The organism is Herpetosiphon giganteus, from assembly GCF_016907925.1.
In the GTDB taxonomy this organism is placed as follows: domain Bacteria; phylum Chloroflexota; class Chloroflexia; order Chloroflexales; family Herpetosiphonaceae; genus Herpetosiphon; species Herpetosiphon giganteus.
In genome coordinates, this window is record NZ_JAFBCZ010000037.1 from 1 (window position 1) to 12,736 (window position 12,736).

Below are 12,736 nucleotides of genomic sequence, written 5' to 3' on the forward strand. Positions count from 1 at the left end.
CCCGCCACTCAGTGTGGCTGCGCAGGCCGACGACCCGGCGCGGCTGAAACGGAATTCCTGATCGTCACCCGTCTCAAAAATATTGACACGTTCCGGACTGCGCTCGTTGGTTTCAGTATCCTCTCTGCGGATCGATTAATTGGAATTTGCTGGCATTGCCTACCAGATTGTGGTCAATCGCACGTTTCAGTATCCTCTCTGCGGATCGATTAATTGGAATGCCGCAAACGTGGACGCTGCGCGATGATGGTATCAAGTTTCAGTATCCTCTCTGCGGATCGATTAATTGGAATGCCTTTTTTCTTCGGCTGTAAGACAATCGGGAGTGTTTCAGTATCCTCTCTGCGGATCGATTAATTGGAATGGCCACAGCGAGGACACCAGCGCATGCGCTCAAGGCTGTTTCAGTATCCTCTCTGCGGATCGATTAATTGGAATATTCACCAAAGCCTCTGGGCTGAACTGCCTAAGTGTTTCAGTATCCTCTCTGCGGATCGATTAATTGGAATCCGATGGCACGATGATGTCGATCAACGGCATGGCACGTTTCAGTATCCTCTCTGCGGATCGATTAATTGGAATAACGCGCCGCCGATGATTAGACCGCCTGCAACTGCGTTTCAGTATCCTCTCTGCGGATCGATTAATTGGAATCTCAATTTTTTCAAGCCCTTGCTCGATCAGATCGTTTCAGTATCCTCTCTGCGGATCGATTAATTGAAATACGTGCCTTCGTTTTCAGGTAGCGCGGCGTGGGCTGTTTCAGTATCCTCTATGCGGATCGATTAATTGAAATGTTGCCCCAAATCAACAATGATTGCCCTGATTGCAAGTTTCAGTATCCTCTATGCGGATCGATTAATTGAAATGAGGGCGAGGTGTCGAACAAGGCTTTTGACGATTAACGTTTCAGTATCCTCTATGCGGATCGATTAATTGAAATACACATCGAAAGCAACCACCTGTTAGGAGAAAAAGTTTCAGTATCCTCTATGCGGATCGATTAATTGAAATTCGTAGCTCCTGTAGGTTAGTTGGCTTGGTCACTTAGTTTCAGTATCCTCTATGCGGATCGATTAATTGAAATAGTTCATTTATTGCACCTCTTCAATCGCTAAGTCATGTTTCAGTATCCTCTATGCGGATCGATTAATTGAAATATGCAAGGCGTGATCACGAGCGTGGAATATGAATCAGTTTCAGTATCCTCTATGCGGATCGATTAATTGAAATATTGTGTAGTACTCGTTATAGTATGGTTTTGGTGTTTCAGTATCCTCTATGCGGATCGATTAATTGAAATGCGGGGTCGTTCTTGTTTGCGTCAACATGACCGTGTTTCAGTATCCTCTATGCGGATCGATTAATTGAAATTATCGCGCAACAGGCTGAATCCATCGTGGTCAACGCGTGTTTCAGTATCCTCTATGCGGATCGATTAATTGAAATTTCAGCTTCAGCGCTCTTGATCGACGTGGCTAGTTTCAGTATCCTCTATGCGGATCGATTAATTGAAATCGCCAAAATCGTTAGCAAACCACTTTGTACCAGTTGTTTCAGTATCCTCTATGCGGATCGATTAATTGAAATTCGGAAAGTGAGGCAACCCATGGCACACGTTCGCAAGTTTCAGTATCCTCTATGCGGATCGATTAATTGAAATCCTTGGCCGCGCCACGTTCAGTAGCTTTGACCCTAGGTTTCAGTATCCTCTATGCGGATCGATTAATTGAAATCGTTATAGCGGCGGTTGCGTTTGGCGGTCTTGCCTGTTTCAGTATCCTCTATGCGGATCGATTAATTGAAATATAAACCAGCCGTAGACCGCTGCCATGTAGCTGAGTTTCAGTATCCTCTATGCGGATCGATTAATTGAAATGCGTTGCGCCTTGACGTTTGATGAATTGGTCAAAATGTTTCAGTATCCTCTATGCGGATCGATTAATTGAAATATGACCGGCCTTGCTGCCGATGTGGAAGCCGCAGGCAAGTTTCAGTATCCTCTATGCGGATCGATTAATTGAAATATTGACGCAAACAAGAACGACCCTGCTGGTTTCGACTGTTTCAGTATCCTCTATGCGGATCGATTAATTGAAATTAATTAATGGCCGAACGTCCGCAAAGTTTACGTCAAGTTTCAGTATCCTCTATGCGGATCGATTAATTGAAATTTCCGCTCCCATTTTGAAATGTATCTGGCAACGCTGTTTCAGTATCCTCTATGCGGATCGATTAATTGAAATTTACAAAAGGGAATGCAGCGCGCGATGTTAGTGCAGTTTCAGTATCCTCTATGCGGATCGATTAATTGAAATCCGGCTTCCTCAGGAAGTGCAGGAATCGTTTCTTGTGTTTCAGTATCCTCTATGCGGATCGATTAATTGAAATTCAGATCGCACGCCCGATTAAACAACCCATTGATCGTTTCAGTATCCTCTATGCGGATCGATTAATTGAAATAGCTTTGCGATGATACTGGCAACCTTGACCGAGCAGTTTCAGTATCCTCTATGCGGATCGATTAATTGAAATATATAGCTCGACCATAATCATGGCCCGCCTTCGCGCGTTTCAGTATCCTCTATGCGGATCGATTAATTGAAATCACTACTTGACGCGATTACAATCGTCCGTGTTGGTGTTTCAGTATCCTCTATGCGGATCGATTAATTGAAATTCATTCCGGCGTGCATCGGGGTTGCCTCGTTGACGGTGTTTCAGTATCCTCTATGCGGATCGATTAATTGAAATCAGACGACATCAAACGCGAGCGTGTTCGGTTGTACTGTTTCAGTATCCTCTATGCGGATCGATTAATTGAAATCTGCTTGGGCTTGGGCTTCGACTGGTTACGGTACGTTTCAGTATCCTCTATGCGGATCGATTAATTGAAATCCAGCCTTGCTGCCGTTGGGCAAGTGGTGCAGTGTTTCAGTATCCTCTATGCGGATCGATTAATTGAAATCATACGATCGTCTTTTTATCTGTGGTATACTATCTGTGTTTCAGTATCCTCTATGCGGATCGATTAATTGAAATAAGTTTTTTATCGCAGCGGTACACACTCAAAAGAACGTTTCAGTATCCTCTATGCGGATCGATTAATTGAAATTTGCCGTTGTAATAGACTTCGTAGCCGCCGATAACGTTTCAGTATCCTCTATGCGGATCGATTAATTGAAATTTCGTTGTTTGCCGCGTAGAGACGATAGAGGCGCGGTTTCAGTATCCTCTATGCGGATCGATTAATTGAAATCGATGCTTTTGGCGAAGCTTGCGCCCTTGCCCTGTTTCAGTATCCTCTATGCGGATCGATTAATTGAAATTAAAACCAGTACATCCTGGCGATATCCGGTGGTTGCAGTTTCAGTATCCTCTATGCGGATCGATTAATTGAAATAGGAAAGTGAGGCAACACCATGAGCCACAAACGCCCGTTTCAGTATCCTCTATGCGGATCGATTAATTGAAATATTCCAGTATCTTGATAGATGATGGACTTAATGTTTCAGTATCCTCTATGCGGATCGATTAATTGAAATGAAAAAGCCTAAAAATGGGGGTGAAATAATTTCAGTTTCAGTATCCTCTATGCGGATCGATTAATTGAAATTTTATTCGATTGTGGAGTTAAAAGCCCAAAGGTAAGTTTCAGTATCCTCTATGCGGATCGATTAATTGAAATATGAACGCTGGCAATCATTCCGCTGGCTCAAAATGTTTCAGTATCCTCTATGCGGATCGATTAATTGAAATATGCTTGGCCCTGCTGGGCAGCATTCAATATTCGGGTTTCAGTATCCTCTATGCGGATCGATTAATTGAAATCGCCGATTTGTTACGCGCTTGCGCCTAGGTAAATCCTGCGGATGCCGCATTCTACGCCGCAGCGTCAAGTGTAGCGTCTCGGTTGAAGCTTCATGCTCACGGTATCATACTCGATTCTAGGGCTGTTTCGCAACTCGAATTTTGGGCGAAAAATGGGGGGAGTTGCGAAACAAAGCTAGGGCTTTGCAATCAGCTATATCCACATCCTAACTCGATCAATCCTCCCACATTAGCCAAAAATCAGCCCTCAATTAATCGAGTTGCGAATTCGGCGCTGCGCTGGTCAAAAAAAACTAAAGCACATCGTTGCAGAAGCGGCGAAATTCACAATTTACGCAAATTGCTTGTTGCTTGGGCGCTGCTGGCATCGTTTCATGGGCAATCAGCTGATGGATTTGCTCAATGCTCCGCTCCACATCATTCAGCAGCCGTTGGCCCAACGGAATTTCAACTGCCTTACGCAATGGCAAGAGGTAGCTAAATCCACGCCGAACTGGCTTTTGCAATTGTTCGGTCAGCAGCAACGCATAGGCAGCTAATTGAGCTTTGACATGGCTGCCAGGCATGCGTTCCGAGAGCTTGTATTCAACGGGAATACATTCATTTTCTGTAATGATGATTAAATCGAGCATTCCAACCAATCGATAGCGTGTTGAGCGCAGCAAGATATCGAACTGACGCTCGCCACTCGTCAAACCATAAGTCCTTAACGAGCGCCGTTCTTCGCGGCCAATTTCTTCGCGATGACGCTCGATGCCAAGCGCCATTTTGCCAGTTATTGGCCGAACTCGCGGCAAACAATAGCGATAAAACACCACTCTCGGGCAGATTCGATACTGTTTAATGTCGGTAACTTCGAGAAAATAGCCTGCTTCATCCGTCATCATCATTGCTCCTTGCGCCCCAGCCATCGTCGTCGTCGGCAACTGGTGCGGCTGGTTTGGGCTTGCCTGATGAACTGCGGCGCTCAACCCAATCTTTGGCACAAATTGGAATCAGTTCAATCGAATGTTCTTGATTGCTGACTAATTTGCTAATTTTGAGCCATAATTCTTCGCTCAGCGTGCGTGGAATATCGCCCATAAAAGCGCTATATTGAATCCGTTGCAACGCATAATCAAGGCATAAATCGGCGACTTTTGTGCGAATCCGATCATCCACAATATCGTAGATTAGTAAGGTTCGCATGGGCTACCACGCTGCAATAAAAGGCGTGTAGGTTTCGCGATCGCCACGCACAAAGGTTGCCAGATGGCGAGCCTGCGATTGCATAATCACCCGTAAACTGACCCGTTTTGCCTCATAGGGTTCGCTGGCTTCGAGGCGTTTAAATAAGCGCTCGCGAATCATCTCACGGGTATGTTCGCTTAATCGGCCAGTTTCATCTTGCTCAATCGTCATTTTGCGATTCACCAAGCCCAAAATGGTACGATCAACCACGGTTTGGCGAAATTCTTCAATTAAATCGAGCACTAATGAGGGCTTGCCTGGCCGATCAGTGTGCATAAAACCGCCATATGGATCAAGCCCCGCCAAAACCAAGCAGCGTTCAATTTGGCTATACAAAATGCCATAGCCATAATTCAAGGCACTATTCAGCGGATCGCGTGCACCTTGGGTTTCGCGCCCAGGCCAATCGAGATCACACAACAATAATTCGCGTACTCCCAGCCAATAGCGCGCAGCACCACGGCCCTCGATGCTCAAGAGCATCGGTCGAATGTGCTCAAGCTGCTCAGGGAGCACGCGCTCGGCCTCAATAATATGGTCACGCATTTCAGCAATAATCGGCTGAACCCGTTCAAAACAAGCGGGGTCAGCAGTTTTACGATATTTGGCCATCATGCGCAGCAAATTATGTTGATTTTCTAATTTGCCACAGACGAAAGCCCGAGCCAGCCACGCTCCACGCGCATTTTCAAAGGCTTGGAGTTGGGCACGGCGGGTTTGGACGGTGCCAGTTAATCCAGCGCTGTAGAGTGAGGCATAGGCAGTGCCAGTGCTACTCAAAAAATGAATCGGAATTCCGTGTTCAGCACAAGCCCGCACAGCATCGGATGAAATGCCAACTCCATACGATTCAATAATTACTTGATCGAGAATCAGCAATGGAACTTCGGCCAAGCGTTCTTTTTCGCGCATAACACGCAAGCGGCCTTGATGTTTTTGAATAAATGTGCCCCGTTCATGGACAATTAATTCCATCGTATGCTCCAAGATTGGTTATGAAATTCGATAAACGCCATTGCCTTTGGTGGTATCTTTGCCAACTTGAATGACGCTGCCCCAGACCAACAGCGGCAAGAGCAACGCCAGATCGCCGCTATACTCGGCACTACCAACGAGACCGCCAATCGGGGTTTTACGGCGCTGACGTGCTGAATAACTATCAAGATCGACCCAGTGCGTATCGTTTTGGACGAGCTTAATCGCAGCTGCTGCGCCGAGAAAGGCCTGCCGTTGTTCGTAGGAAAATGGTTCGCTGCCATGCTCGCGCGCGAGGCCATCGTGGCGCTCGGTCAGGCGTTGAACAATTGGCCGTAACAGGGGCACTTTGAGCAGAATTTTTTGCTCGATAATGCGCAGTGGAGTCATAAAATGCAGCCTGATGGTCGCGTTTGAGAGCGTTTGCGCAATTTGTTCAGCATCGACCCACGTCATTGGCAAGTTGGGCGTTTGAATCCGTTGGCTTCCAGCAGCTTGAATAAGCTGGGTCTGATCGTGCAGCAATTGCACAGCGTCAACCTGCTCGACGACAAACCGCCCGCGTTCCCAATCGTTGGCGGCAACCCGTTTGCCAAGCCCATTCTGGCCCATCATATGTAAAGCCATCGCCACATAGGGAAAAAGCTTGGTTGATTGGCCAATCAAGGTCAGGCCCCAGGCAAATTGTTCATCGGGGGCGAACGAACCAGCATGATGGAGCGGTGGCCGAATCGCAAATGGCCGCGGAATGTCATTACCACGTGGCGAATCATCGCGATGCGGAGCCATTAAACTGCTCACCGGACAAGCCTGCAATAACGGGCATTCAGCACAAGTTTTGGCTGCATGATTAGTACAAAAGCGCTCCCAGAGCGCATTAAAAAACGCGCCGCGCAACGCCGCCCCAGTATGCACGTGCAACTGAAGCGGCGCAATCGCCTTAGCTTGAACGCGAATATGATGCACGCTAAAGGTCATATTAACTCCAATCATCATTAAGTGGGGCTTGCTCAAATGACAAACCACTTTCACTACTATAAGGCAAATTAATAATCCAACGTGGATGTTTTAATGCTGCATCTTCTAAGGCGAGAATTAAACCATTTTGTTTGAATTGGGCATATTTTTGTTTACTGATGCCAACAAAATAACGACTAGATTCAACATAGTCGTGCTTATTCAATAAATCAAGGTAGGTTGCAACAAGTGCTTGGGGAATAACATCAACATTATCGAAAAGCTGATCAAATTCATCTTCAGTTGTTTTATCGCTTTCAAAAGGGCGTAAATTATCGGCAATCGATTGAGCATTATTATAGGTTTTTTGATATTCGGCCTGCCATTGCTCAGCAATAATCGAATCTGCATAAATATTATCAAGCCATTGATCAATCAGCGATTCGTCGATAACTGTACCGTTATGTTTTTCCAACTCGTCGAGTGTAACTTGAATGATCCGGCCCTGATGATTCGGATCTTTATTGCGGCCATATACGCCTTGGCCATCACGCGGTTCGCAAAACACATGCACAGGAACAATGCCCTTGCTGCGCGACCGATTTACCCGCCCAAAGCGTTGTAAAAGCGCCTCAAGTGGTGCTGGATCACTATACAACGTATCAAGATCAATATTTAAGCTGACTTCGATTACTTGGGTTGCAATCAAAATAAATGGTTCAGGTTGGGCTAAGCCTAATTGACAGCGTTGCATAATTATTTGTTCGAGTGCACTACGATCTTTTATCGTAAACCGACTATGAATTAATAAAAGATCTACTTTTTCGATTCCAGCTTCATTCAAGAGTGCTAAAATTGTTTGAGCACGTCGAACTGTATTAGCACAGACCAAGACTTGCTTGCCAGCTTTGAAATCGTGAATAATCTGCTCAATACTGCTGGATGAAGTCAATTCGCCATCAAGTAATTGCAAACGATGACGAGCAAAGGCTCGAAATAAATCTTCTGATGCTTGAATAATTTGAGGCTGACCCAAGGCTGTTGATAGCTTCTCGCGAATGATTTTAGGGAATGTCGCTGACATCACAAAAAAAGTTGCCGCAAAATGCTTGGATAAATAATTAATTAAACAAATAATCAAGGCAAGGCGTTGTGGCTCGTAGGCATGAATTTCATCGAAAATAAACCGCGCTTGGGCATAGTCGCTCAATATCGCCTCAAAGCCCTTAATTTGAAATAAAGCTTTAAGCATTTGATAGGGACTGAATACCTTTAGCGGTCGCGCATGTAAACTATTAATATTCCGTTCCCAGCGTTCTCGCTCGGCAGCTGTGCGTGAATCAAGCCCATTTTCACTCTCTAGCAAGCGTAGATATAAAACCTGCAAAGCTCGACCGTGTTGAAGACCTACCGCTTGTTCGCCAAAGCCTTTATCTGGCTGACGTAAACGGTCAAACATAGCATTCATACTCGCTTGGAAAGGCAAGGCATAGAAAATACGCGGAATTAATTGCTGGCCCTCACCCAAAGCCCAATACAATGCAGCTTCGGTCTTGCCGCTTCCAGTTGGCGCAATCAGCAAACATGATGCTCCATGGGCTTGAGCACTGTGGTGCTGATGGCTATAAACTTGTTGGTCGCCGCGCAGAATCCGTTTGGCCAAGGCTTGCCAGCTTTCTTGCAGCGGCGAGGGAATGCTTGTTAAATGCGCTGATGCCATATGATCGGCAGTGGTTGTCAAGCCGCGCAGCAAAATTAGCAGTGGAACCGGCGCATGCTCAGGCTGATCATCGAAAACTTGTTTTAATCGATAATATTGGCGTAACCAATAGCGAATGCGGCTACATGCATCAGTTTGAACCTGCTGAATTGCCTGTTCTGAATTGGGAAATTGCAAAGGCCTAACCCCAAACGACTCAAGCCCCAACACCCTAATCCACTGGTTGGCATATTCGCTCAGCCAGCGCCACATCAACGGCACATTGGCACGATCAAATGTCGACCAAGCATCAGCGAGCACACTATCAATCAGATATTTTTCTTGAATAACGCCACGATCGCGATGATGCGAGGCAATGGCCGCAGCCAACCATGCTTGTTCATGTTTCGGAAAATTAGCAGCAATCCAATCTAAAAATGCTAATGAGATTACTTCATGGCGATGACCATTCCACGAAACACCCTGCAATTGTTGTTGAAAGCCACCAGTGGCTTTGCCAAAATCATGCAGAAAGCAGCCCCAATACAGCAGATGCCAAAGATCTGCTGTATTGGCCACAACGGTTAAATCTGGCCGATTTTTTGCCAATTCGGCAACTTTTTTCACCACCAACCAGGTATGACGGGCCAGCGTTTCGGGAATATTATGCTCGCTACGATCAGCACTTTTGGCCAAAATGGGCATGAGGAAGTCTGGCTCAACAAAACCATCACTCATTTAACCTAGCCTCCTAGAAATGAATGAAAAATCAACCCACGCGCAAAGCCATTGGCGGTAACTTCCTCAGGATCAGCTAGATAATGATCGTGCTCGAAGTGGAGAAAGTTGGCATGGTTTGAATAAATTCGCCGATTCAATGTGACATAGCGCTCCCAGATTGGCTGCCGATCATTGTAGTAATCCAACATGCGAGGCATTAATGTGACAAGGCCACTTGGAATCCGAGTCGCCATCTCAAACGGCAGCAATGTATGTTCAAGATAAATCTGATCGCGCGGTTCTAATGTGACCGTTGTTACCGACCGATAACTAAATAAATCTTGCGAACGGCCTAAAACGACGGCGTAGTGGGGGCTTTTAAACGCAGCGAGCAGATCAACGCGGTTGAGATACAAGGTTAGGCGTGGTTGAAACAGAATTTTACGCTGAAAGGGATTCACATTGCCTTCAAGCACCTTCGGGTAGTTGGTTTGGGGCAATTTGCCCGATGAAGCCGAAAGCACATGAATATGCTCTAAATCTTCAGCCTCGCCAGCATAGGTAAAATGGTAGGCAAATTGAATTCCGCTGGGGTCAATCCAATCACCAACTGCTGAGCAAATATGGCCATAAATTGTTGCGGGCGGCGGCATAGTAAAACTTGGCTGCACGCTTAATGCAAAGTGGGGGTAGCGGAAGGACGTAACTACGCCCTCCGCCACAATTTTCAAAACATCCATCAATCTGCTCCTATTCCATCCAGTGATGGTTTTCGGCGACCAAAATGCTTTCGGCAAAGTTCAAGAAGGCTTCGCGAGGATGACTTAATTGAATCGGCGCAGACGAGTTGGCAAGATAGCTTTCAAAGGCTTGGCGTTCTTGATCGTTGTAGCCGCGCACCCAGCCCACATATACCGGCGAAAGCAGTTCATCGGCAAATACGCGCAAGGCTTCATCAAGCGCAGCTGTATTGATCGTTGGCTTGCCCCGATCGGTTGTGGTCACAACATGATTGAAAATATGATTACCGCCCTTGGTGACTGCAAAAATCGTCAAGACTGGCGCGACATCGGTGTAGTGCAAGGTTTGCTTGGCTCCACCTTCGAGATGCGCCATGCCTTCAAACAGGGTTTTAACCCGCTGTTGGCGTACTTCTAAAGGCAAACGATAGGCTTTGGCTTGCTCAAGGTGTTCAAGTTGTTGCTGTTTGGCCAGCCCTTCGCGCACCGAATCGAGGTTGCGGAAACCAGTTTTGTTGCGGTAGGAAAAAGTGCCAGCAGCCCGCAAATCAAGCGACCATAAGCCCTTCAAGGTTGCACGATAAAATTGATGGACATGGGGAACTGGATCACCTTCGTGGCGCGACATCGTACCAAAATCTTTCACAATTTTGACTGATTTCATTGCTACCAACGTTCCAACCCGAAATGGTGAAACCCTAGTGATCGTGTCGGTTGTTTCAGTCGCTTGATTTAAGTCACGCTTAGGTTTTGCTGATTCTTTTTTGGATGGCGCACGCATGTAGCCAAACAAATCGTCATCCCACCATTTCATAGGGTTGGCATCAGTATAGGCAATTTTATCTTCACGATATATTGGAGAAGCAACCCAAACAGGAAAACGATCCTCCAAAGTCGTACGCAGCCAATAGCGGAAAGCTTGGGCAGAAACGTAGGGGTAATCGCCATCACCATAAACCTGAATATGTTTGACTCCAACGGTATTAGCATCACGTTCTTTTTCAATACCACCAAGATTATTTAATGCTGATGCTGAGGCATCGATCAAGAGTAATCCCGTAACAAAGGCCATTGTACAATCCTCCTAAATTAGTATAAATCGTGATTAATTTCGACTATTAATGTTTTGGTTCAGGTCGTTCAGGCAGTGCATCTGGATTCTGTCCCAACCAATCCTTTAATTGTTCGATTATGCGAATTAGTACCAGATCGCGTGATAAGCGCCAATCATGGTGTTTATCACTGTATTGGCGTTCAAACACATCTACATATTCATCAATCGTAAATAATGGCTCTTTAGTTACGCGCACATAATCTTCATTAGATTTAATCAATCCTTGACGAAAATTAGTATAATCAGATTCACCAGCAAATGTCCGAAAAAAGCGTTTACCGTTTTCAGCACGAATATAATTGGCCAATTTATCACCAAATTGCTTAATCCGTTCGATCCGCAGATCATCCATCAGAAAAACCTCCCTTAGAAAAAGCTCAACCACCGGAAAATCGATCAAATGATAGGTATCATGCAAGTAATAGCGTGATTGAATATCATCATCAATCCTAGTCAAATATGGCATTTTGAGAAAATATCTACGTATAAAGTATTTGGCATTGTTAGGTAGATCAAACATATCTTCATAAAAATAATTACGGCGTGGCACAAAATCATTATTTGATTTTTTACCAGCGCTTTGCTCCCACGAGCTATGGACTAATTGATTCCATTGCTTTGGGGAATGGCCTTTAGCTTTGATCATAAAATGAATAGTTTCATGTGGTAGCTCATAAATTGCTAGACTTGGTGTTTTACCATTGTTCAGGTTGTAGGCTACAATACTGGTAATTTGGTCATCATCAACGTAATTTTCGCGTTCGGCTTGAATTTCAAACAGTGTCTCAATTAATAAGGTTTTTGGAGAGCGCACTTCGCCTGGAATCCGATCATCGCCGGCAATATGCGCGTGCCCAATCTTGAGCTTGTTCCGCTGATAAAAGGTTTTAGCAAAATTTAAGGTTAGGCGTGGGTTAGCCGAGTGCACTACCAGAATGCCATTGCCGGCTTTGGCGCTCCCCAGTGGGAAGGCTTGTAAGGCCAATAAGGCGATGCCCGAAACTGGCAACCCAGCATTACCATTGGGAAAAAAGTTGATCGTATCATCCCCTTGCAATAAGGGAATTTGCGCCCGTGCTGCTCGGCCAACAGTTAATGTATTTGATAAAACCTCTGCAACCGCTGGCTCGCCAGTAAAAACACAACGGTGCTCGCTGGTGCTTGGTTGTTGCCATTGGCGCAAGTGAGCATCGGCCAATTTTTTGCGGGTTGCGCGGCGAGTTGCCCGCTGTTCGTCAGTCAATTGCGGCTTATCGGGGTTGTAAGCATCTTGGATAAACCAGGCATTGCTGGTAAATGCAACGGTGAGAAACGAGCGCAAAGGATTTACCACAAACTCAGCCTCAAGATAGGCCGCCACGGTTTCAAGATCATCGGCAGTAACCGCCGTGATGCTATTTTTATTGACGTGGGCGGCAATCGTGGCAAAACCAACATCTACCAGCGGATGCCCAGTTTCCTTAAGCATGG

General features: G+C 45.8%; 8 protein-coding genes and 1 CRISPR repeat array. All 8 genes read right to left on the reverse strand.

Annotation, left to right across the window (positions count from 1 at the left end; translation table 11 throughout):
• Window positions 1-109 precede the first annotated feature (109 nt).
• Window positions 110-3,831: a CRISPR direct-repeat array (repeat unit 37 nt; unit sequence GTTTCAGTATCCTCTATGCGGATCGATTAATTGAAAT).
• Window positions 3,832-4,124: 293 nt separating this feature from the next.
• The 8 genes from cas4 to cas8a1 are packed head-to-tail and all read right to left on the reverse strand — an operon-like array spanning window position 4,125 to window position 12,734.
• A complete protein-coding gene (gene cas4, locus JOD20_RS23115; RefSeq protein WP_239584034.1) occupies window positions 4,125-4,715 on the reverse strand; it encodes a CRISPR-associated protein Cas4 in 591 nt (196 codons plus the stop codon).
• Window positions 4,705-5,019 (reverse strand): CRISPR-associated endonuclease Cas2, encoded by a 315-nt coding sequence (gene cas2, locus JOD20_RS23120; RefSeq protein WP_204757542.1) that lies wholly within the window; start codon window positions 5,017-5,019, stop codon window positions 4,705-4,707. Before cas2 ends, cas4 begins: the two co-directional genes overlap by 11 nt.
• A gap of 3 nt (window positions 5,020-5,022) precedes the next feature.
• Window positions 5,023-6,036 carry a CRISPR-associated endonuclease Cas1 gene (cas1, locus tag JOD20_RS23125; RefSeq protein WP_204757543.1) on the reverse strand — a complete coding sequence of 338 codons (1,014 nt, stop codon included), beginning with the start codon at window positions 6,034-6,036 and terminating at the stop codon, window positions 5,023-5,025.
• 18 nt (window positions 6,037-6,054) lie between these two features.
• Entirely contained in the window at window positions 6,055-7,014 is a 960-nt protein-coding gene (cas6, locus tag JOD20_RS23130; protein WP_204757544.1) for a CRISPR system precrRNA processing endoribonuclease RAMP protein Cas6, read from the reverse strand.
• Window position 7,015: 1 nt separating this feature from the next.
• Window positions 7,016-9,430 carry a CRISPR-associated helicase Cas3' gene (gene cas3 / locus JOD20_RS23135; protein ID WP_204757545.1) on the reverse strand — a complete coding sequence of 805 codons (2,415 nt, stop codon included), beginning with the start codon at window positions 9,428-9,430 and terminating at the stop codon, window positions 7,016-7,018.
• A gap of 5 nt (window positions 9,431-9,435) precedes the next feature.
• Window positions 9,436-10,152, reverse strand: coding sequence for a CRISPR-associated protein Cas5 (cas5, locus tag JOD20_RS23140; RefSeq protein ID WP_204757546.1), 717 nt, complete (start codon window positions 10,150-10,152; stop codon window positions 9,436-9,438).
• A 10-nt stretch (window positions 10,153-10,162) separates the two neighbouring features.
• The gene (cas7i, locus tag JOD20_RS23145; protein WP_204757547.1) at window positions 10,163-11,224 is read right to left on the reverse strand and encodes a type I-B CRISPR-associated protein Cas7/Cst2/DevR; all 1,062 of its coding nucleotides are present in this window, start codon (window positions 11,222-11,224) and stop codon (window positions 10,163-10,165) included.
• Between the two features lie 46 nt (window positions 11,225-11,270).
• Window positions 11,271-12,734 (reverse strand): type I-B CRISPR-associated protein Cas8b1/Cst1, encoded by a 1,464-nt coding sequence (gene cas8a1 / locus JOD20_RS23150; RefSeq protein ID WP_204757548.1) that lies wholly within the window; start codon window positions 12,732-12,734, stop codon window positions 11,271-11,273.
• Window positions 12,735-12,736 lie beyond the last annotated feature (2 nt).